The organism is Streptomyces sp. CNZ287, from assembly GCF_007827615.1.
This window is the reverse complement of record NZ_VISV01000002.1, coordinates 653,645-674,679: the sequence shown is the minus strand read 5'-3', so window position 1 is coordinate 674,679 and position 21,035 is coordinate 653,645. Positions and strand designations below refer to the sequence as shown.

Annotated in this window: 21 protein-coding genes; 10 read left to right on the top strand and 11 right to left on the bottom strand. The window is 75.6% G+C overall.

The features are described 5' to 3' along the window. Positions 1-141 precede the first annotated feature (141 nt). Together FB457_RS07105 and FB457_RS07100 are read left to right on the top strand one after the other, a co-directional pair. Positions 142-651, top strand: coding sequence for a DUF1990 domain-containing protein (locus FB457_RS07105; protein WP_145781205.1), 510 nt, complete (start codon positions 142-144; stop codon positions 649-651). Positions 652-740: 89 nt separating this feature from the next. Continuing rightward, positions 741-1,406, top strand: coding sequence for a GNAT family N-acetyltransferase (locus tag FB457_RS07100; RefSeq protein WP_052770194.1), 666 nt, complete (start codon positions 741-743; stop codon positions 1,404-1,406). Here FB457_RS07100 and FB457_RS07095 read toward each other — a convergent pair. Beyond that, positions 1,372-2,574, bottom strand: a complete 1,203-nt coding sequence (locus tag FB457_RS07095; protein ID WP_047014363.1) for a trans-sulfuration enzyme family protein — start codon at positions 2,572-2,574, stop codon at positions 1,372-1,374. The genes FB457_RS07100 and FB457_RS07095 overlap by 35 nt on opposite strands. A 59-nt stretch (positions 2,575-2,633) precedes the next feature. On the opposite strand from FB457_RS07095, the gene FB457_RS07090 reads away from it, so the two are divergent. Together FB457_RS07090 and FB457_RS07085 are read left to right on the top strand one after the other, a co-directional pair. Continuing rightward, on the top strand, positions 2,634-3,104 hold the full coding sequence (locus tag FB457_RS07090; protein ID WP_026277028.1) for an Lrp/AsnC family transcriptional regulator: 471 nt from the start codon (positions 2,634-2,636) through the stop codon (positions 3,102-3,104). Between the two features lie 57 nt (positions 3,105-3,161). Beyond that, positions 3,162-4,847, top strand: coding sequence for a DUF885 domain-containing protein (locus FB457_RS07085; RefSeq protein ID WP_047014364.1), 1,686 nt, complete (start codon positions 3,162-3,164; stop codon positions 4,845-4,847). Between the two features lie 93 nt (positions 4,848-4,940). Here FB457_RS07085 and FB457_RS07080 read toward each other — a convergent pair whose 3' ends face one another. Genes FB457_RS07080 through FB457_RS07070 form a run of 3 tightly spaced genes read right to left on the bottom strand, consistent with a single transcriptional unit; the run spans position 4,941 to position 9,799 of the window. Then, positions 4,941-7,955 carry an AAA family ATPase gene (locus tag FB457_RS07080; protein ID WP_145781203.1) on the bottom strand — a complete coding sequence of 1,005 codons (3,015 nt, stop codon included), beginning with the start codon at positions 7,953-7,955 and terminating at the stop codon, positions 4,941-4,943. Then, positions 7,952-9,121: an exonuclease SbcCD subunit D gene (locus tag FB457_RS07075; protein ID WP_047014366.1), complete on the bottom strand. Its 1,170-nt coding sequence runs from the start codon at positions 9,119-9,121 to the stop codon at positions 7,952-7,954. The genes FB457_RS07080 and FB457_RS07075 overlap by 4 nt, the downstream gene beginning before the upstream one ends. Positions 9,122-9,172: 51 nt before the next feature. Continuing rightward, a complete protein-coding gene (locus tag FB457_RS07070) occupies positions 9,173-9,799 on the bottom strand; it encodes a YigZ family protein (protein WP_047014367.1) in 627 nt (208 codons plus the stop codon). An 85-nt stretch (positions 9,800-9,884) separates the two neighbouring features. Here FB457_RS07070 and FB457_RS07065 point away from each other — a divergent pair, with 85 nt between their 5' ends. Further along, positions 9,885-10,292 (top strand): CoA-binding protein, encoded by a 408-nt coding sequence (locus FB457_RS07065; protein ID WP_047014368.1) that lies wholly within the window; start codon positions 9,885-9,887, stop codon positions 10,290-10,292. 19 nt (positions 10,293-10,311) lie between these two features. On the opposite strand, the gene FB457_RS07060 is transcribed toward FB457_RS07065, so the two are convergent. Together FB457_RS07060 and FB457_RS07055 are read right to left on the bottom strand one after the other, a co-directional pair. Continuing rightward, complete coding sequence (locus FB457_RS07060) at positions 10,312-10,866, bottom strand: YbaK/EbsC family protein (protein WP_047014369.1); 555 nt, start codon at positions 10,864-10,866, stop codon at positions 10,312-10,314. Between the two features lie 20 nt (positions 10,867-10,886). Beyond that, entirely contained in the window at positions 10,887-11,459 is a 573-nt protein-coding gene (locus tag FB457_RS07055) for a helix-turn-helix domain-containing protein (protein WP_047014370.1), read from the bottom strand. 106 nt (positions 11,460-11,565) lie between these two features. Here FB457_RS07055 and FB457_RS07050 point away from each other — a divergent pair, with 106 nt between their 5' ends. Next, a complete protein-coding gene (locus FB457_RS07050; protein WP_186461936.1) occupies positions 11,566-12,429 on the top strand; it encodes an EamA family transporter in 864 nt (287 codons plus the stop codon). Between the two features lie 155 nt (positions 12,430-12,584). Here the strand turns inward: FB457_RS07050 and FB457_RS07045 are convergent, their stop codons facing one another. Continuing rightward, entirely contained in the window at positions 12,585-13,265 is a 681-nt protein-coding gene (locus FB457_RS07045; protein WP_145781199.1) for a DapH/DapD/GlmU-related protein, read from the bottom strand. Positions 13,266-13,408: 143 nt separating this feature from the next. On the opposite strand from FB457_RS07045, the gene FB457_RS07040 reads away from it, so the two are divergent. Beyond that, a complete protein-coding gene (locus FB457_RS07040) occupies positions 13,409-13,945 on the top strand; it encodes a gamma carbonic anhydrase family protein (protein WP_145781197.1) in 537 nt (178 codons plus the stop codon). Positions 13,946-14,034: 89 nt separating this feature from the next. On the opposite strand, the gene FB457_RS07035 is transcribed toward FB457_RS07040, so the two are convergent. After that, a complete protein-coding gene (locus tag FB457_RS07035) occupies positions 14,035-14,487 on the bottom strand; it encodes a DUF4442 domain-containing protein (protein ID WP_047014373.1) in 453 nt (150 codons plus the stop codon). A gap of 63 nt (positions 14,488-14,550) precedes the next feature. On the opposite strand from FB457_RS07035, the gene FB457_RS07030 reads away from it, so the two are divergent. Next, positions 14,551-15,498 (top strand): DUF8017 domain-containing protein, encoded by a 948-nt coding sequence (locus tag FB457_RS07030; RefSeq protein ID WP_047019696.1) that lies wholly within the window; start codon positions 14,551-14,553, stop codon positions 15,496-15,498. A gap of 51 nt (positions 15,499-15,549) precedes the next feature. After that, positions 15,550-16,992 carry an MFS transporter gene (locus FB457_RS07025; RefSeq protein ID WP_145781195.1) on the top strand — a complete coding sequence of 481 codons (1,443 nt, stop codon included), beginning with the start codon at positions 15,550-15,552 and terminating at the stop codon, positions 16,990-16,992. Here FB457_RS07025 and FB457_RS07020 read toward each other — a convergent pair. The 3 genes from FB457_RS07020 to FB457_RS07010 all read right to left on the bottom strand — a co-directional run bounded on the left by FB457_RS07020 (position 16,923) and on the right by FB457_RS07010 (position 20,099). Beyond that, entirely contained in the window at positions 16,923-17,786 is an 864-nt protein-coding gene (locus tag FB457_RS07020) for a spermidine synthase (RefSeq protein ID WP_047019697.1), read from the bottom strand. The genes FB457_RS07025 and FB457_RS07020 overlap by 70 nt on opposite strands. A 99-nt stretch (positions 17,787-17,885) precedes the next feature. After that, a complete protein-coding gene (gene tuf / locus FB457_RS07015; protein ID WP_145781193.1) occupies positions 17,886-19,055 on the bottom strand; it encodes an elongation factor Tu in 1,170 nt (389 codons plus the stop codon). A gap of 273 nt (positions 19,056-19,328) precedes the next feature. After that, a complete protein-coding gene (locus FB457_RS07010; RefSeq protein ID WP_047019698.1) occupies positions 19,329-20,099 on the bottom strand; it encodes a DNA alkylation repair protein in 771 nt (256 codons plus the stop codon). A gap of 73 nt (positions 20,100-20,172) precedes the next feature. On the opposite strand from FB457_RS07010, the gene FB457_RS07005 reads away from it, so the two are divergent. Then, positions 20,173-20,988, top strand: coding sequence for a TVP38/TMEM64 family protein (locus FB457_RS07005; protein ID WP_047014376.1), 816 nt, complete (start codon positions 20,173-20,175; stop codon positions 20,986-20,988). Positions 20,989-21,035 lie beyond the last annotated feature (47 nt).

Sequence of the window (21,035 nt, the reverse complement as noted above, 5' to 3'; positions counted from 1 at the left end):
ACATCAGCGACCGCGAGCGTGTGGTGGTCTCCCGGCCCTGCGGCAGCGACCGGGCCTGAAGCGGTTGTGCGGGAGCTGAGCCGGAGCGTCCGCGGACGCCCCGCGGGGCTGCGTCGCCGGCCGGCGCGTACGCTGCGGGGCGTGGACGACCTCACGTACGCCCCGGTCGGCGCCACCCGCGAGGGCCGCAGTCCCGCGGGCTTCGACTCCTTCGCCGTACGCACCCGCATAGGCGCAGGACCGGCGGCGTACCGGGCGGCGACCGAGGCGGTGCTGACGTTCCGGATGCACCGGGCGGTCGGGGTCACCATCGACGCCGAGGGGCCGCGCGCCGCGCCCGGCGTGCGGCTCGTCGTCGGCCTCGGCCGGCGGCCGCTGCGCATCCTCGCGCCCTGCCGCGTGGTGTGGGCGGAACGGGGCGAGCGGCGCGGCGGGTTCGGGTACGGAACGCTGCCCGGGCACCCGGAGACGGGTGAGGAGGCGTTCGTCGTGGAGTGGGCGGACGACGGCGCCGTCTGGCTCACCGTCACGGCGTACAGCCGTCCGGCCGCGCGGTGGGTGGCAACCATGGGACCGCTCCTCGGCGTCTTCCAGCGCGGGTACGCGCGGCGCTGCGGCCGGGTGCTGCGGCGGCTCGCGAACGTCGGCTGAAAACTGCCCTCATAGGTCCGATTCACCCTTTACCATCCGGTCACAGCTCGTTCTTGATCACGCAATACCCGTCCGGAAAGCTGGAGTTCATGGCCGATCACACCGCACCGAGGGGGCACGGCCCGCGGCGCGCGTCCGCGGCGCCCGGTCCGTACACGATCGCCGCCGTCCTCCGGGCGGGTGGCAGGGCCCACCCCGTGACGGACCGCCGTCCGGGGGCGCGCCCGCCGCGCCGCCGGGACGCGCCGGGGCCGCGGGCGGCCAGCCCCCTCACGGTCCGCGAGGCCGGGCCCGGGGACCACGACGCCGCGCTGGCGCTGCACCGGCGCTGCTCCCGGCGGACCCTGGCCATGCGCTACCAGGGCCCGCCCGACGAGGCCGACGGCTATCTGCGGCACCTGCTGAGCCCGCACTTCGGCCGGACGCTGGCGGTGCAGACGGCCGGCGGCCTGCTGGTCGCCCTCGGGCACCTGCTGTGGGACGACGACGAGGCCGAGTTGGCGGTGCTCGTGGAGGACGCCTGGCAGCGCCGCGGTCTCGGCACCGACCTGCTGCGCCGGCTGCTGACGACGGCCGCGGGCATGGGCTACGGCAGCGTGTACGTGGTGACGCGGTCGCTGGACGCCGCCATGGACGCCACCCTGCGCAAGGCGGGCGTCCCGCTGGAGTACCAGGTGGAGGGCGCCACGCTCGTCGTCACCGCGCGCCTCGACGAGCGGCTCACCTCCGCGGTGGGTCCCGCCGGACCGCGCTGACGGCGGCCCGGCCCGCCTCCGCGGCCGGGTCCGGCTCCCCGGCCGCGTCGAGCGCCGCGCCGAGGTCCGCCCACAGGTCGTCCACGTCCTCGAGGCCGACCGACATCCGCAGCAGCCGCTCGCCGATGCCGCCCGAGCGGCGGTCGGCCGGGTCGACGATGCGGTGGCTGATCGAACCCGGGTGCTGGATGAGGGTGTCGACGCTGCCGAGGCTCACCGCCGGGGTGATCAGCCGGACGGCGCCGATGACCGCGTGCGGGTCGCCGCGCACCTCGAAGGCGACCATCGCGCCGCCGAGCCGCGGGTAGCGCACCCGGGTCACCGCGGGGTGGCCGGCGAGCCGGCGGGCGAGTTCCGCGGCGGTGGCGGACTGGGCCCGTACCCGTACCGGAAGGGTCGACAGGCCGCGCAGCAGCAGGTAGCCGGCGAGCGGGTGCAGCACACCGCCGGTGGCGAAGCGGATCCGGCGCAGGGCGCCGGCCAGTTCCTCGTCGCAGGCGATGACGCCGCCCATCACGTCGCCGTGGCCGCCGAGGTACTTGGTGGCGCTGTGCAGCACGAGCCGGGCGCCGTGCTCGGCGGGGCGCTGCAGGACGGGGGTGGCGAAGGTGTTGTCGACGAGCAGCGGGACCGAGCCGCAGGAGTACGCGACGGCCCGCAGGTCCGTCTCGGCGAGCGTGGGGTTGGCGGGGGTCTCGACGAGCACCAGGCCGGTGTCCGGGCGGAGGGCGTCGGCGACGCCGGCCGGGTCGGTCCAGGTCACCTCGGTGCCGAGCAGCCCGCTGTCGAGCAGGTGGTCGCTGCATCCGTAGAGCGGCCGGACGGCGACGACGTGCCGCAGCCCGAGGCCGGCGCGTACCAGCAGGCAGGCGCTGAGCGCGGCCATCCCGCTGGCGAACGCGACGGCCGACTCGGTGCCTTCCAGCCGGGCCAGGGCCTCTTCGAAGCGGGCGACGGTGGGGTTGCCGAGCCGGCCGTAGACCTGCGGTCCTTCGAGCGGGGCGCCGGTGGCGGCGAACTCGTCGATACGGGCGGCCTCGCCCCTGCTGTCCGGGGACGGGTAGGTCGTGGACAGATCGAGCGGGGCGGCGTGCAGGCCGAGGGCGGCGAGGTCTTCGCGCCCGGCGTGCACGGCCTCGGTGGCGAGTGAACGCGTCGGGGTCTCCATGCCCCGATACTGAAGCTCGTACGGGCGCGGGCGGGCGATGCCCGTGCTACGTTCGGCCGATGCCCGATTCACCCGCTCTCGATCCGGTGGACCTGGAGATTCTGCGGGTGCTGCAGAACGACGCCCGGACCACCAACCGCGATCTGGCCGCCGCCGTCGGCGTCGCGCCCTCCACCTGCCTGGACCGCGTGGCCCGGCTGCGCCGCGCCGGTGTGATCACCGGCCACCGGCTCGCGATCGATCCCGCGCGCCTCGGGCGCGGCCTGGAGGCGCTGCTCTCGGTGCAGGTCCGCCCGCACCGCCGCGACCTGATCGGCCCCTTCGTCGAGCGGGTCCGCTCGCTGCCCGAGTCCCGCGCGCTCTTCCACCTCACCGGGCCCGACGACTACCTCCTGCACGTCGCCGTACGGGACGCCGCGGACCTGCAGCGGCTGGTGCTGGACGAGTTCACCTCGCACCGGGAGGTGGCCCGGGTGGAGACGCGGCTGGTCTTCCAGCACTGGGAGTGCGGGCCGTTGCTGCCGCCGTAGGGCACGAGGCCGTTTTGGTGATGACGGCACCCGCCCCCGTGTACGAGGATGGCCCGCATGCCCGACTCCACGAACCAGCGAATGCCCCGGCAGGTGGCGGACGCCTACGTCGACGACCTGATCGACCTCGACCCCATCAGCGGCACGATGCTCGGCGTGCCGGAGAGCTCCCGGACTCTCCCCGACTTCTCCCCCGACGGCCAACAGGCCGTGGCCGAGCTGGGCCGCGCCACCCTTGCGGCCCTGGACGAGGCGGAGCGGCAGCCCGGCGCGGACAGCGACGCGGAGCGGCGCTGCGCGCGGCTGCTGCGGGAGCGGCTGAGCGCCGAACTCGCCGTGCACGACGCGGACGAGGGCCTGCGCGCCGTCAGCAACATCCACTCCCCCGTGCACCTGATGCGCGAGTGCTTCACGCTGATGCCGACCGCGGGCGAGGACGACTGGTCGGACATCGCCGCCCGGCTGCGCGCGGTCCCGGCGGCGCTCGACGGCTACCGGCGGTCACTGGCCGCGGGCGTGGACAAGGGCCTGTTCGGCGGGCCGCGGGCGACGGCGACGTTCGTCGGCCAGCTCACCGAGTGGTCGGGCGGGGAGCGCGGCTGGTTCGGCGACCTGACCGCCGCCGGGCCCGAGTCGCTGCGCGGGGAGCTGGACGCGGCCGCGGGCGAGGCCACCGCCGCGGTGAGCGCGCTGCGCGACTGGATGCGCGATGTGTACGCGCCCGCCGCGGCCGGCTCGCCCGACGTCGTCGGGCGCGAGCGCTACGCCCGCTGGTCGCGCTTCTTCAACGGCGCGGACCTCGACCTGGACGAGTCGTACGCGTACGGCTGGTCGGAATACCACCGGCTGCTCGGCGAGATGAAGACCGAGGCAGCGAAGATCCTGCCCGGCGCCGCCACCCCCTGGGAGGCGCTGAAGCACCTGGACGAGCACGGCACCCACATCGAGGGCGAGGACGCCGTCCGCGAGTGGCTGCAGGGGATCATGGACGAGGCCATCGAGGCGCTCGACGGCACGCACTTCGACCTGGCCGGTCCGGTGCGGCGGGTGGAGTCGCGGATCGCCCCGCCCGGCGGCGCCGCCGCGCCGTACTACACGCCGCCCGCCGAGGACTTCTCCCGCCCGGGGCGCACCTGGCTGCCGACGATGGGCGAGACCCGCTTCCCGGTCTACGACCTGGTCTCCACCTGGTACCACGAGGGCGTCCCCGGGCACCATCTGCAGCTCGCGCAGTGGGTGTACGTCAAGGACCGGCTCTCCCGCTACCAGTCGACACTCGGCTGGGTGAGCGCCAACTGCGAGGGCTGGGCGCTCTACGCGGAGCGGCTCATGGACGAGCTGGGCTTCCTCACCGACGCGGAACAGCGGCTCGGTTACCTGGACGCGCAGATGATGCGCTCCACGCGCGTGATCGTCGACATCGGCATGCACCTGGAGCTGCCGATCCCGGACCACTCCCCCTTCCACCCGGGCGAGCGGTGGACGCCGGCCCTGGCGCAGGAGTTCTTCGGGATGCACAGCGGGCGGCCCGCGGACTTCGTGGAGAGCGAGCTGACGCGCTACCTGTCGATGCCGGGGCAGGCGATCGGCTACAAGATCGGCGAACGCGCCTGGCTGCGCGGCCGGGACGCGGCGCGCAAGGCGCGCGGCGCGGACTTCGACGCGAAGGCGTGGCACATGGCCGCGCTGTCGCAGGGCTCACTCGGTCTCGACGACCTGGAGGCCGAGCTGTCGGCGCTGTGACGCGGCGGTAGGACGGCGTACGGCCGCGGCCCTCGGGGTCGCGGCCGTACGCGCGCCGGGGCGCGTGCACGGGGTGGGGCGGGGCGGCGGCGGTCAGCGGTCCGCGGCCGTGCGGTGCCGTACGTACGAGCCCGAGCGGCCCTTGACAACCTCCAACTGCGTCGGGATGCGCCGCCGCAGCTCCGGTACGTGGCTGACGATGCCCACCGTGCGGTCACGCTCGCGCAGCGCGTCGAGGACGTCCAGCACCTCGTCCAGGGTCTGTTCGTCCAGGCTGCCGAAGCCCTCGTCGATGAAGAGCGTGTCGAGCCGGACGCCGCCCGCCTCCTCCGCCACCACGTCGGAGAGACCGAGGGCGAGGGCGAGGGAGGCGAAGAACGACTCGCCGCCGGAGAGCGTGGCGGTGTCCCGCTCGGTGCCGGTCCAGGCGTCCACGACGTGCAGCCCGAGGCCGTGGCGCCCCCGGCCGTGGGCGCGCTCGTCGGAGTGCACCAGCGTGAACCGGCCGGAGGACATCCGCGCCAGCCGGGCCGTCGCGGCGGCGGCGACCTGTTCGAGCCGGGCGGCCAGCACGTACGACTCCAGCCGCATCTTCCGCTCGTTCTCCGCGGACGTGCCGGCCGCGAGCGCGGCCAGACGGGCCACCCGGTGGTGCTCCCTACGCAACGGTGCCAGCCGGCGCACCCGGTCGGCCGCCTCGGCGGAGAGCCCGGCGAGGGCGTCGCACCGCTCGCGCGCGTTGTCCCCGGCGGTGGCGGCGCTACGCAGCCGGGCGGCGGCGGCCGCGAACGCCTCCTCGGCGGCGCCGACCGCGGCGGGCGGCCGGGCGGCAGCGGCGGCGGCGCGCGGCTCGGCCAGCGCCTCGGCGACGGCCGCCTCCTCGGCCTGCCACGCCTCCAGCCGCGCCTCCACCTCCCGCAGCGCGGCCGGGTCGAGGAGCGCCGCGGCGGCCTCCTCGGGGGTTGCGAAGCGGGCGCGGTAGGCGGCGTCGGCGACGCGCGCGTCGGCGTCCTTGCTGCGCTCGGCGGCGGCCGCGGCCTCGCGGGCGGCGCGGGCGGCGACGGCGAGCCGGCCGGCCAGCGAGGTGAGCTGTTCCGCGCGCTCCTCGACGCCGGCGGCACCGCCGCGGGCGGCGCGCACCTCGGCGTCGCGCGCGGCCCGTTCGGCAGTGAGCGCGTCGGCGCGGGAGGCGCGGGAGGCGGCGCGGCTCTCGGCCTGCTGCCGGCCGCGCACCCGGCGGGCGTGCTCCTCGTGCGCCTGGTCCAGTTGCTCGCGTACGGCGAGCGCGCCGGCGGCCAGCTCGCGGGCCCGGCTCAGCTCGCCGGCCACCCGCGCGACGGCGGCGGCCAGCGCCTCCCTGCTCTCCTCGCCCGCCGCCTCGGCGGCGGCGTCGCGGGCCTGGCGCAGCGAGTCGAGCCTGAGGGCGGCCTCTTCGCGGACGCGCTCGGCGGCCCGGTACGCGGCCAGCGCCTCGTTCTCCTCGCGCTCGCCGACGTGGGCGCCGTCCACGGTGGCGGGGGCGGGGTGCGCGGCGGAGCCGCAGACGGGGCAGGGCTCGCCGTCGGCCAGCCGGGCGGCCAGCTCGGCCGCCATGCCGTCGAGGCGCCGCTCCTTCAGCTCCAGCCAGGTCTCGTGCGCCCGCCCGGCGCGCTCGCCCGCGTCGAGGTGCGCACGCCGGGCCTCGTCGGTCCTGCCGGCCAGCTCGTCGCGGCGTTCGGCGGCGTCGAGGCGGCGGCGCGCGCCCTCGTGTTCCGCGGCGAGCTGTTCCGCGCGGGTGGCCGCGCCCTGGGCCTCGTCGACGCGGCGCTGGAGGCCGCCGCGCAGGGTATCCCAGTCGTCGAGCCAGCCCGCGGCCTCGCGCAGCACGTCCTCGTCGGCACGGGACTCCTCGTCCAACGCGGCGAGTTCGCGGGCGATCGCGGCGCTGCGGGCCGCGGCGGCGCGGGCGGCGTCGAGGGCGCCCAGCTCCTGCCGGGTGCGCGCCTCGTGCGCGTCGAGCTGGTCCGGGCCGCCGCCGGCGACCGTGCCGGGCAGCGCGGCGCGGGCCGCCTCCTCGGCCGCGGCGGCCTGGCGGGCCGCGGCGGCGGTCCGGTCGCGCAGCTCCAGGGCGGGCGCCACGGCTGCGGCGTCGCGGGCGCGGCGCAGCTTCTCGCCGAGCGCCGCGCGCTCCTGCCGCCGTTCGGCGAGGGCCTGCTGCCGCTGCCGTGCGTCGGCGTGCAGCCGCTGGAGCCGGGCGAGTTCGCGTACATCCTGAAGGTGGCTCGCGGCCGCCGCGTGGGCGGACTCGGCGGTGCGCAGGCGCAGCTCCGCGGCGTCCGCCAGCTCGCGGGCGGTGGCGCGCGCGACGGCGGCGTAGCCGAGCACGCCGTCGGCGAGGTCGGCCTCGCCCGGCTTGGCATCGTCGGGCGACCAGCCTTCCGGGTCGCCGGCAGTGGCCGGGCCGCCGGCCTGCCGGATGCGGTGGGCGAGGTGCAGCAGCCGCTCGTCGCCGTCGCGTACCGCCTCCTGGGAGCGGCGGCGCAACTCGGCGAGGTGGTCCTCGACGGCGGCGAAGCGGCCGGTGTCGAAGAGGCGGCCGAGCAGCTTCGCGCGGGCTTCCGCGTCGGCGCGCAGAAAGCGCGCGAAGTCGCCCTGCGGGAGGAGGACGACCTGGCAGAACTGCTCGCGGGTCATGCCCAGCAGGCGGCCGATCTCCTCGCCGATCTCCTGGTGCGAGCGGCTGAGGCCGCGCCACTCGCCGGCCCGCGGGTCGTGCTCGCGCAGCAGGCTGGTGGCCCGCTCCGTGGTGACGCCGGTGCCGTTGCGCTTGGGGCGGGGCTGGGCGGGCCTGCGTGTGACCTCCAGGCGGCGGCCGGCGAGGGTGAAGTCGAGCGCGACCTCGGTCGGGGTGTGCGGCTCGGCGTGGTGGCTGCGCAGGGTGCCGCCCTGGCGGACGCCGGGCACGCCGCCGTAGAGCGCGTAGCAGACGGCGTCGAGGACGGAGGTCTTGCCGGCGCCGGTGGCGCCCTGGAGCAGGAAGATGCCGGCGCCCGACAGGGCGTCGAAGTCGACTTCCTGCGTGCCGGCGAAGGGGCCGAAGGCGGCGACGGCGAGCCGGTGGAGCCTCACCTGGCTCTCTCCTCGCGTGCGTCGGCGGCGCGCACGGCGTCGAACGCGGCGTGCAGCACGGCCCGTTCGCCGGCCGTCGCGGTCGCGCCGGGTCTGACGTGGGCCACGAAGTCCTCCGCGATCTGGCGGTCGTCGCGGCCCTTGAGCCGGTCGGCGTACGACGCGGCGGCGGCCGTGCCATCCGCGGACTCGGGGGCGAAGGCGAGACTGACGACGTGCGGGAAGCGCTCCGCGAGGCGGGCCATCGGCTCGTGCGGGCGGGCGGTGTCGGTGAGCGTGGCCTCGACCCAGGCATGTTCGAGCGGCGTGAGGGCCGGGTCGGCGAGCAGGTCGGCCAGCCGGCCGTGCAGCCGCGCCAGCGGCCGGGGCACGGGCGCGTCAATGCGCTCGGCGGTGACGGCGCCGGCGGCGTCGAGGTCCACCAGCCAGGTCGACTTGCGGTGGGCGGCTTCGGAGAAGGAGTACGCGAGCGGGGAGCCCGAGTAGCGCACGCGCTCGGCGAGGGTCTGGCAGCCGTGCAGGTGGCCCAGCGCGACGTAGTCGACGCCGGCGAAGACCGAGGCGGGCACGGAGGCGACGCCGCCGACGGTGATGTCCCGTTCGCTGTCGGAGACCTGGCCGCCGGTGACGAAGGCATGCGCGAGGACGACGGAGCGGGTGCCGGCCGGGCGGGCTGCGAGGTCGGCGCGCACCCGGTCCATGGCGGCGGAGAGAACGGCGGTGTGGCCGCCGCGGGGGGTGGCGAACTCCTCCCGTACCAGCGCCGGTTCGAGATACGGCAGCCCGTAGCACGCGACGTCTCCCGCGGCGTCCCGCAGCAGGACGGGCTCACCGACGCCGGCGGGGTCGGTGCGCAGATGGACGCCCGCGCGGTCCAGCAGCCCGGCGCCGACGCCGAGCCTGCGCGCCGAGTCGTGGTTTCCGGAGATCATGACGACGGGCACGCCGAGCGCCCCCAGCCGGTGCAGCGCCCGGTCGAACAGCTCCACGGCGGCCAGCGGCGGTACCGCGCGGTCGTAGACGTCCCCGGCGACGAAGACGGCCTCGACCCCGCGCTCGGCCACCACCGCGACGAGGTGGTCGAGGAACGCGGCTTGGGCGTCGAGCAGGCTCACCCGGTGGAACGAGCGGCCCAGGTGCCAGTCCGAGGTGTGCAGGAAGCGCATGTGGCCCGACTGTAGCGGCGGGGTACGACAACCCGGTCCTCGACAGGCGTCTCACCCGGTGCCGTACACCTCGTCGCCGGGCCGGAGTTCGGCGCTCCCCGCGGTGGCGTCGGCCAGCCAGGAGCGGAAGGCGTCCAGTTCCGCGGCGGGCACGGCGACCTCGATCCCGACGCTCTCGCCGTACACCACGCCCCGTACGTCGCGCCCCGCGGCGTGCAGGTGGCCGAGCACCTTGCCGGCCCGCCCGTGGTCGACGGTGACGGTGACCAGCCGCATCCGCAGCCTCGTCACGGTGCCGAGCGCGTCCACGGCGGCGCCGACCGCGCCGCCGTAGGCGCGGATGAGGCCGCCGGCGCCGAGCTTGGTGCCGCCGAAGTAGCGGGCGATGACGGCGACGACGTAGCGCAGCTCGCGGCGGAGCAGCAGTTGCAGCATGGGCAGCCCGGCGGTGCCGCCGGGTTCGCCGTCGTCGCCGGACCTCTGCACGCCGGCGTCGGCGCCGATGACGTACGCGAAGCAGTGGTGCGTGGCGTCGGGGTACGCGGCGCGCACCTGGGCGAGGACGGCCTGCGCCTCGGCCTCTGTGGCCGCGGGGGCGAGGGTGCAGACGAACCGGGAGCGGTTCACCTCGGTCTCGTGCACGCCCGCCCGGGCGACGGTCAGGTACCCCTCGCGCATCCCGCCACCCTAGCCGCGCTCCCACCGTCCCCCACGCCCGGCCGCCCGCGGGAATCCGGGCCGGGCCCGCGTCGTTGTGAGGATCATGTACGCAGACCAGGAGACCATCCGCAGGATTCTGACCTCGACCGGCGACACCTGGGCGGTGGTCGGTCTGTCCGACAACCCCTCACGTGCGGCCTATGGCGTGTCCCGGGTCCTCCAGCGCTTCGGCAAGCGCATCGTCCCGGTGCACCCGAAGGCGGAGACGGTACACGGCGAGCAGGGGTACGCCTCGCTCGCGGACATCCCCTTCCCTGTCGACGTGGTCGACGTCTTCGTCAACAGCGACCTGGCCGGCGGCGTGGCCGACGAGGCGGTCGCGGTCGGCGCGAAGGCGGTCTGGTTCCAGCTCGACGTGATCGACGAGGGCGCGTACGAACGGGTGCGCGCGGCCGGTCTGGACATGGTGATGAACCGCTGCCCGGCCATCGAGATCCCCCTGCTCGGCTGAGCGGAGGCCGGAGGACGGATCAGGCGCCGAGTCCGTCGAGGACCACGGCGCCCGGCAGCCCGGCCAGCGCCTTGCCGGGCACGATGAGCTTGCCGCGCCGCCGGCCGCTGCCGACGACCAGGTGCGGGGTGTCCGCGACCCGGGCGTCCACGAGGACCGGCCAGCTCTCCGGCAGCCCGACCGGCGTGATGCCGCCGTACTCCATGCCGGTCTCCGCGGTGGCGGTGCCGGCGGGCGCGAACGACGCCTTGCGCACGCCGAGATGGCGCCGCACGGTGCCGTTGACGTCGACGCGGGTGGTGGACAGCACGACGCAGGCGGCGAGGGTGACGTTCCCGCCGCGCTTCCCGGCTACGACGACGCAGTTCGCGGACTGCTCCAGCAACTCCTGCCCGTACGCCTCGCAGAAGACGGCCGTGTCGGCGAGCTCGGGGTCGGAGTCGACGTGCACCAGCTCGGCGGCGGGGACGGCGCCCTGCCAGCCGCGCAGGGCGGCCGCGACGGGGTCGGCGAGCAGGTCGAGGCGCTCGGTGGCGGGGGCGGCGTCGTCGAAGGCTCCGATGGGTGCGCGCATGTCCGTGACCTTAACCCGCCTCAGCGCGCGGGCGGTACCGAGACCGCCATCACCAGCTCCACCGGGTCCCGGCCCTCGTTCCGGTACGCGTGGGGGGCGCTCGCCTCGAAGCTCGCGGACGTGCCCGCGGGCACCAGGTGCGCGGTGCCGGCGACGACGAGCGTCAGCTCCCCCGCGGTCACGTGCAGCAGCTCGGTGGTGCCCGCGGGGTGCGGGTCGGAGCCGCTGCCGTCGCCGGGCATGAGCCGCCAGGACCACATCTCGAACGGGCCGGGGCTCTGCGTCCCGACGAGCAGCCGGCTGGCGCTGCCGGCCTTCGTCGTCCACATCCGCACGGCCCGGTGCGGCGGCACGAGCTGCACCTCGGGGCCGTGCTCGTAGTCCAGCAGCGTCGTGATGCTGATGCCGAGGGCGTCGGCGAGCTTGACCGTCGTGCCGACGCTGGGGTTCGTACGCGCCTGCTCTATCTGGATGATCATCCCGCGGCTGACGCCGGAGCGGCCGGCCAGCGAGTCCAGGGTGAAGCCGCGCTCGTTGCGCCAGTGCTTGAGGTTCCTGGCGAGCGCGTGGGTGAGGACGTCGAAATCCGCCAAGGCTCCGTCCAACTCCGTCCAATATTTTTGATGCAGTCGTCCAGTGCACTGAACTACACTGCAGAGAACCGCAGCGTTCATCACAGTGTACTCGGAGGGCTTCGTCGTGACCGCACTCTTCGCCTTGGCCACCAGCATCCTCTACGGGCTGGCCGACTTCGGCGGCGGGGTGCTGAGCCGGCGCAGCCCCGCCCTCACCGTGGTCGTGCTCTCGCAGATCGCCGCGACGGTGGTGCTGGGCGGCGTGGTGGTGGCGACCGGCGCCTGGAGCGAGGCCGGTCCGCTGCTGTGGTTCGCGGTCGCGGCCGGTGTCGCCGGGCCGGTCGCGATGATCTGCTTCTACAGCGCGCTGGCCCGCGGCCCGATGGGCGTGGTCTCGCCGCTCGCCTCGATGACCGTGCTGGTGCCGTTCGGCGTGGGCCTCGTGGCGTACGGGGAGCGGCCGGGCCCGGTGCAGTACGCGGGCGGCGCCATCGCGCTGGCCGGTGTGGTGCTGGCGTCCGGTCCGGTGCGGGGTGCCCCGGTGGCGCGGCGGACGCTGCTGCTGACGCTGGGCGCCGCGGCGGGCTTCGGCGCGGTCTTCGCCTTCATCGCCGAGGCGTCCACGACGGTCACCGGGCTCTTCCTCGCGCTGTTCGTGCAGCGCGCGGTGAACGTGGCGGTGGGCGGGGCCGCGCTGTACGCGGCGGTGCGCCGGGGCGGCGCGGCGCTGCCGGAGGGCGGCTGGGACACGATACGGGCGGCGGCGCCGGGGCTGGTGTTCGTGGGCCTGGCGGACGTGGCGGCCAACGGGACGTATGCGATAGCCGCGCAGCACGGCCCGGTGACCCTGGCGGCGGTGCTGTCGTCGCTGTATCCGGTGGTCACGGCGCTGGCGGCGCGGGGCGTGCTGCGGGAGAAGCTGCGCGCGGTGCAGGCGGCGGGTGCGGGTCTGGCGCTGGCCGGGACGGTGCTGCTGGCGTCGGGGTGAGGCGCTTCGCGGCACCGGGCGCGGCTCAGAAGTGGTTGCGGATCGTGTAGAGCAGCAGCCCGAAGGCGTGCAGGGACAGCACGACGGCCAGGATGATCCGCAGCTTGCGGTCCGTGCTCATGCGGCGCCCCTCCCCGGGTGTCGGCCGGTCGCGGTCATGTCGCGGTCTCCAGGGTGCCCGGTGGCGCCGGGCGCAGCGGCGGGTGCCACCCGGACTCGGGGTTCCAGCGGCGTACGATCCGGGCGGGCGCGCCGGCGACGACCGCGTGGTCCGGCACCTCGCCGCGCACCACGGACCCGGCGGCGACGACCACGTTGCGGCCGAGCCGCGCGCCGGGCAGGATCAGCGCACCCGCGCCCAGCCAACTGCCCGCGCCGATCTCCACCGGCGCGGAACGCGGCCACTGCTTGCCGACCGGCTCGTGCGGGTCGTCATAGCTGTGGTTCGTCGAGGTGACGTACACGTACGGGCCGCAGAAGACGTCGTCGCCGATGGTGACGGGCAGGTCGGCGATCACATGGCTGCCCCGGCCCAGCACGACGCCGTCGCCGAGCCGCACGGCGGTGTCCGGGCCGAGCGGGGCGTCGGGCGCGAGGCCGACGGTGAGCGTCACCTGCTCGCCGATGATGCAGTGCGCGCCCAGTTCGATCCGCCGCTCGCCGAAGATCGTGCCCTGCGGGAAGGCGAGGACCGTGCCGGCGCCGAGCCGCCGGAAGCGGTACGGGCCGGGGCGCGCCGCGCTCACCGCGCCGGCGCTCCGCACCCACCGCCAGCCGCGGTGCACGGCGCGCGAGAGCAGCCTGCTCGTCACGGAGTTGCGCTGCGGGTTCGGCACCCGGTCACCGTACCCCTCCCGTCTCTCGCCTACGCTCTGAGCGAGCGCGGCCGCGGCCCTGGACGGCGACGGGCCGCCGGCGGCTCACCAGGACGTATGACGGCGGGCGGCGCGGGCCGCCGCGAGCACCGGGAGCGGACGACATGTCAGGACGGCCGGAGCCGCTGATCGCGGCGGTGGGCGGGCGGGAGCCCGCGGTGGACCCGAAGGCGTACGTGGCCGCGACCGCGGTGGTGGTCGGGGACGTGACCCTCGGCGCGGAGGCCGGCGTCTGGTACAACGCCGTGCTGCGCGGCGACTGCGAGTCGATCTCCCTGGGCGCGGGCAGCAACGTGCAGGACAACTGCACGGTCCACGCCGACCCGGGCTTTCCGGTGATCATCGGCGAGCGCGTGACCGTCGGCCACAACGCGGTGGTGCACGGCTGCACCGTCGGCGACGACGTGCTCGTCGGCATGGGCGCGACGCTGCTCAACGGGGCCGTGATCGGCTCCGGTTCGCTGGTGGCCGCGCAGGCGCTGGTGCCGCAGGGCATGGAGGTGCCGCCGGGTTCGCTGGTCGCCGGAGTGCCGGCCAAGGTGAAGCGGCCGCTGACGGACGAGGAGCGCGAGCACATCCGCCTCAACGGCGCGGGTTACGTGGCCCTGACGCAGGTGCACCGTGAGTCCCTGGGCGGCTGAGCCGCGGGATCCCCGGGCGCGGGCGCCGGTACGGCCCCGGCCGCCGGCGCGTTCGGCACCCGCGGCGGCCGGGGCCGCGACCGCAGCCCTCAGTCGTTGGGGCGCAGCGTCCACAGCACCGTCATCCGCCCGCTGACGGCGCCGTCCCCGCGGACGATGTCGACCCCGACGGGGAACTCCGGCCGCTTTCCGGCGTCGAGTTCGGCCACGACCTCGGCAATCGGCCGGCCCAGCCGCGCCTTGGCGGTGACGTCGCCCCTGGCGACCTTCAGGAAGTCGATCTCGGCCCGCACCGGCAGCGGCACGGCCCGCTCCATCTGGTCGCCGAACGCGGCGAGTACGACGGCGCCCGTCGCCGACTCGGCCAGGGTGAACATCGCGCCGGCGTGCGGGCCGCCGACGTGGTTGCGGTACTCGGGCCGGTCGGGGAAGCGGAGGGTGGCGGCCTCCGGCGTGATCTCGTCGTAGATCAGGCCGAGCGTGCGGACCATGGGGACCGATGCCTGAAGGAGCTCGCCCAGCGGCGGCATGGTGTCTGACATGCGGCCACGTTACCAACGGGTAATAAGTGTGGCCACTCCCCGTCGCCAGCTATGTTGGTCCGCATGTGGCCAGGACAGCAGCCCGGGGGCGAGCAGCACCAGCAGCCGAACCCGTATCAGCAACAGCCCGCCCCGCACGGCCCGCAGGGCTACGACGGACAGCAGCAGCACCAGCAGCAGGAGCAGTGGGGCCAGAGCACGCCGCCCGGTGCGCCGGTGCCCGGCAAGAGCGGCACGACTCCCCGCGTCGCCGTCGCCATAATCGGTGCCGTGGCCGTGATCGCCGCGGCGGCCGTGACGGGCGTGGTGCTCCTCAACGAGGACGACGGCGGAGGAGGCAAGGCGAGTCCCGGTGGCGGCGGCGGTTCGCCCTCCGCGTCGGCCTCGCCGTCCCCGTCGGAGAAGCCCGTACTGCAGGACGACCCCGACAACCCGCGCGGCGTCGCCGCCGACCAGAAGATCGAACCGGTCGTCTCCGGCTGGAAGGCCGTCTACAACGCCAAGCGCCACAACGTCTACGACGTGCCGCCGGAGTGGGAGGTGCAGTCCCCGACCATGACCATCGGTTTCGAGGACGACTCGGGACCGCTGGTGTCGATGACGGGCGCCGCGCTCTACAAGGACGGCATCTGCAAGTACGCCAGCCGTGCGGGCGCCGGCACCAAGGGCGGCATCGGCGCGAAGAACACCAAGGAGGCCGTCGAGAACGAGGCCGGCGCCTGGGCCGAGGCCGCCTTCAACACCAGCAAGAAGGCAACCGTCAAGCAGACCGAGCCGGTGGCGTTCTCCAGCAAGCACGGCCTGAAGGGGCACATGGCCACCGCGACCGTCACCGGCGTGCCGCGCGAGACCAAGTGCTCGGCGGACGGCAAGGTCGTCGCGTTCACCTACACCGACGTCAACGGCGAGTTCGCCACCTGGGTGCTCTACACCGACACGGGCGTGGACGACGAGGTGCCCGAGGACACCATCGCCAAGATCATGGACAGCCTGCGCCCGCTGGAGGGCTGAGCGCGGCGAATTCCGGTTGCGGCGGGGCGGCGGGCCCGGCATAGTCCGCGGGTGCCCCGTCCCCCCGCGCCCGACGCCGGTTCCCCGCCGGATCCCGTACGGGCCCCCGCCGCCTCCGGTCCTGCACCCCGCCGCCGCTGGGCCGGGCGCAACTACACGCTGCTCTCCCTCGCCGCGGTGATCACGAACCTCGGCGCCTCCGGCGCGCTGATCGCCTCGGCGTTCGCGGTCCTCGAAGCCGGCGGCTCCGCCACCGACGTCGGCCTGGTGGCGGCGGCGCGGACGACCGCGCTGATCGTCTTCGTGCTCGTCGGCGGCGCGGTCGCCGACCGGATCCCGCGGCACCGCGTCATGGTCGTCGCGAACACCGTGAACTGCACCTCGCAGGGCGTCTTCGCGGCGCTGGTGATCACCGACCAGGCACAGGTGTGGCAGATGGTGCTGCTGTCGGCGGTCGGCGGTACGGGGCACGCGTTCTTCGCCCCCGCCGCCGAGGGCATGGTGCTCTCCTCGGTCACCGGCGAGCAGGCGGGCCGCGCCTTCGCGCTCTTCCGCGTCGGCATCAACGGCGCCGGCATCGGCGGAGCCGCGCTCGGCGGCGCCATGGTGGCCTCCGTGGGGCCGGGGTGGGTGCTGGCCGTGGACGCGGGCGCGTTCGCCGTCGCCGCGGCGCTGCGGGCGTTCCTCGACGTCAGCGGCATCCCCGAGCGCCAGCCCGGCGGCAGCATCGTCGCCGATCTGAAGGTCGGCTGGCGGGAGGTGACGGGGCGGCCCTGGCTGTGGTCGATCGTGCTGCAGTTCGCGGTCGTCAACGCCGTGGTGGCCGCCGCGGAGGCGGTCTACGGGCCGCTGGTGGCCCGCGAGCACCTGGGCGGCGCGGCACCGTGGGGCCTGGCGATGGGCGCCTTCGCCGCCGGGACGCTGGCCGGGGCGCTGGTGATGACCCGCTGGAAGCCGCGGCGGGTGCTGCTCGCCGGGGTGCTGTGCGTCTTCCCGCTCGCGCTGCCGCCCGCTGCGCTGGCGGTGCCGCTGCCGGTGGCGTGGCTCGCGGCGGTGATGTTCGTCTCCGGCGCGTGCATCGAGGTCTTCGCGGTGGCGTGGATGATGGCGCTGCACCAGGAGATCCCCGAGGACAAGCTGTCGCGGGTCTCGTCGTACGACTGGCTGGGCTCGATCGCGCTGATCCCGGTCACCACCGCGCTCGCCGGGCCGATGCAGGACCTCGTGGGCCGGTCGGCGGCGCTGTGGGGCTGCGCGGCGCTGGTCGTCGCGCTGACCGCGGCGGTGCTGTCGGTGCCGGACGTACGGCGGTTGCGGCGGCGTACGGAGCACGCGGCGGCCGGATCCGCGGGCACGGACCGCGGCGAGGGTACGGACGCCGGGAACGGTACGCGCGGCGCCGCAGACGGGGAGCAGCCGGTGGATCAGCCGATCGTGAAGGCGCCGTCCGGCGGCTCGGGCGACGGCACGGCGTCGGCGTCCCCCACCGGCTGAGCGCCCGCCATCAGCCGCCGCAGCGCCGGCCCGTACTCGACGCGGGCGGGGAACGGGTCGGCCGCGGTGCGCCGGGCCAGCTCCGCGAGCGGCAGCCCGCGACCGGCCTCCGCGCCGTGCTTCGCCGCCACCACCAGGATGTTGCCGAAGCGGCGGCCGCGCAGCACCGACGGCTCGGCGATCAGGCACAGCTCGGGGAAGACGGCCGCGGCGGTGGCCAGTTGGGAGCCGAGGAAGCGGAACGGCGCGCTGTCGGCGAGGTTCGCGACGTACAGCCCGTCCGGGCGCAGCGCGCGGGCGGCGGCGCCGGCGAACTCCAGCGACGCGACGTGCGCGGGCACCCGCGCGCCGCCGTAGACGTCGGCGATGACCAGGTCGCAGGCCGCCGCCGGGCGCCGTTCCAGCGCGGCGCGGGCGTCGAGGGCCCGTACGGTCACGCCGCAGTCCTCGGGCAGCGGCAGATGCTCGGCGACCAGGGCGATCACCCCGCGGTCGGACTCGGCGACCTCCTGCCGGGAACCGGGGCGCGTCGCCGCCACGTACCGGGGCAGGGTCAGCGCGCCGCCGCCGAGGTGCACGGCGTCCAGCGGGCGGCCGGGCGGGAAGCCAAGGTCCACGACGTGCGCGAGGCGGCGCGCGTACTCGAACTCCAGGTGCGTGGCGTCGTCGAGGTCGACGTACGACTGCGGGGCGCCCTCGACCGTGAGCAGGTACGCGCGGGGGCGGTCGACGTCCGGCAGCAGCCTCGCGGTGCCGCCGTCCACGGCGGCGACGACGGGGACGGGCTCCTCCACACCGGCCATTGTGGCGGAGGAGGCCCGCCTTCCGTACCCGGATGCGCGGATGCGCGGGTACGGAAGGCGGGCGGCGGGCCCGGCCCGGCCCGCACCGGGTCAGTCCAGCCCGGTGACGGTGCCCGCGCCGACCGTGCGCCCGCCCTCGCGGATCGCGAAGCCGAGCCCCACTTCCAGCGGCACCTCGCGGCCCAGCTCGACCGTCATCGCGACGGTGTCGCCCGGCCTGGCGACGCCCGCCGCGCCGAGGTCGACGTCGCCGACGACGTCCGCGGTCCTGATGTAGAACTGCGGCCGGTACCCCGTCGAGACGGCCGTACGCCGGCCGCCCTCGGCCGCGGACAGCACGTACACCTCGGCGGTGAACCGCCGCCGCGGCACGACGGTGCCCGGCGCGGCGACGACGTGCCCGCGGCGCACAGCGTCGCGCGCGACGCCGCGCAGCAGCAGCGCGACGTTGTCGCCGGCCTGCGCGGAGTCCCTCGGCTTGCCGAAGGTCTCCAGACCGGTGACGACCGTCTCGGCGTCGGCGCCGAGCACCTGCACCCGGTCCCCGACGCGCACCGTGCCGCGCTCGACGGCGCCGGTGACGACCGTGCCGCGGCCGGTGATGGTGAGCACGTTCTCCACCGGCAGCAGGAACGGCGCGTCCAGGTGCCGCTCGGGCATCGGCACGTAGGTGTCCACCGCGTCGAGCAGGTCCGCGATCGCCTGGGTCCACGCCGGGTCGCCCTCGAGCGCGCGCAGCCCGGAGACGCGGACCACGGGCACCTCCTCGCCCGGGTAGCCGTGCTTGGTCAGCAGCTCGCGGACCTCCAGCTCGACGAGGTCGGTCAGCTCCGGGTCGCCGGCGTCGGCCTTGTTGAGCGCGACGACCACGTGCCGTACGCCCACCTGGCGGGCGAGCAGCACGTGCTCCGCGGTCTGCGGCATGACGCCGTCGGCCGCGGAGATCACCAGGATCGCGCCGTCGAGCTGGGCCGCGCCCGTGACCATGTTCTTCACGTAGTCGGCGTGGCCGGGCATGTCGACGTGGGCGTAGTGGCGGGTCGCCGTCTCGTACTCGACGTGCGCGATGTTGATGGTGATGCCGCGCACGGACTCCTCCGGCGCCCGGTCGATGCGCTCGAACGGGACGAAGGTGCCGGTGCCGCGGTCGCTGAGCACCTTGGTGATCGCGGCCGTCAGCGTGGTCTTGCCGTGGTCGACGTGCCCCATCGTGCCGATGTTGACGTGCGGCTTCGTGCGCACGTACGCCTGCTTGGGCATGGTTCTTCCTCGCGGATCGCAGTGGCTGCGCGGACCCCGGGCCTGGCCGGCCCTCCCCCGCTGGGGTCCGCTGGTGCGATCACGGGAAGGGGCGGATTCGGGCGCCGTCGGCTGCGGCTGCCGGCACTGCCGCGAGTGCGGCCGGCACGGCCTTCAGCGCGTCCGCTGCCGCGGACGTGTGCGCGAGGAAGGCGTACCCGACCATGCCCGACATGATCGGGTACGGCTCCCCCGCACGTCGACCGGTTTTCCGGCCGCCCGCCGCGAGCCCGGTCAGAAGTGCCTGAGCGCCTCGCGTACGGACAGCGGGGAGAGATCGGCGCGGTGGGCGTCGACGAAGGCACGGACGGCCCGCGGGTCGGTCTTCGCGTACTCGCGCAGGCACCAGCCGATGGCCTTGCGGACGAAGAAGTCGCGGTGGCCGGCGCGGCGCAGACAGTAGCCGAAGAGCCGGCCGGTGTCGGTGGCGTTCTTGAAGCGCAGTTGGTGCAGCAGGGCGGTGCGGGCGACCCACAGGTCGCCGTCCTCGATCCACTCGTCCATGGCACAGGCAAGCGCGGGATCGGCGGCGACGAGGCCGCCGACGACGTGTGCGGCGAGCGCGTCGACGGTGTCCCACCAGGAGGTCGTGACGATGAGGTGGCGTACGGCGGGCAGCGACCAGGAGGAGCAGCGGCGCACGTGGCGGCGGAGGTAGTCGACGGCGAAGTAGTGGTACTCGCGCTCCGGCAACCGCCAGCAGCGCAGCGCGATCGCCACGCAGTCCGCCTCGGCGGGACGCGCCGTGCCGGCGAGGACGGCGCGGGACAGCTCACGGCGGCGGGGCGCGGGGATGCCGAGGAACGGGGCGACGCCGCGCAGGTACGCGGCCGACCGCGCGGCGCGCTCGGGGTCGGCGGCCCCGGGGTAGGCGGCGGTGAGGCGGTCGAGGACGGTGTCGGCGAGAGGACTCCCGGGGACCGCCGGGGCGCCTGCGCCCGCCGTGGCCTCCGGGGCTGCCGGGACGTCGGGGGCTGCGGCGGCACCGGGGTGCTGCTGGGGCATGACGCCCACGATAGCGACCGGAGTTGAGGGGGACGTCACGGTGGGGTGACGGCCCCGTCGGTAGACTCCCACCGTGCCCGAAACCGCAGAGGCGCCCGTCGCCGGCCGCGCCGTCCGCTGCGGCCGGGCCCTGTTGTCCCCCCGCTCCCGGCTCGCCCTGCTCCTCGTGCTGCTGGCCGGCGCGGCGGTCGCGGTGATCGTGTGGCGGCCGCACCGGCTGCTGACCGACGGCCTGCCGCCCCAGTTCACCGGCCTGTCCGCGGTGCTCCTCTTCGCCGTCGCGTACGGGCTGTGCACCGCGGCTCTCGTACCGCGGCCGCTGCTCAACCTCGCCTCCGGCACGCTCTTCGGCGCCCAGGCGGGCCTGGCCGGGTCGGTGTCGGGCACGGTGCTGGGCGCGGGCGTCGCGTTCGGCATAGGCCGGCTCCTCGGCCAGGACGCGCTGCGCCCGCTGCTGCGCGGGCGGCTGCTGACGGCGGCGGACCGGCAGCTCAGCCGGCACAGCTTCCGCTCCATGCTGGTGCTGCGCACCTTCCCCGGCGTGCCGTTCGCGGGCGTGAACTACGCCGCCGCGGTCTCCCGGATGAACTGGACGCCGTTCCTGGCGGCCACCGCCGTGGGCTGCGTGCCGAACACCGCCGCGTACGTGATCGCCGGCAGCCGGGCCTCCGACCCGCTCTCCCCCGTCTTCCTCGGGGCCCTCGGCTTCATCGTCGCCAGCATGGCGGGCGGCGCCGCGCTCGCCATGCGCCGCCGCCGGCGCTCGGGCCGCCGGACCGCCCCGGGCGGAGTGATCTCTTCCACCACGGCCACGGAAGAGCCCGCCGAGGGGCCCGCGGGCATGGCCGCAGCCGACCCTGGGGCCAAGCGCCTCATGTCGGGGCCTTAACATCTCCTCCAACCCGTCGGCCGAACTCAAGGACATGTGCAGCCCCG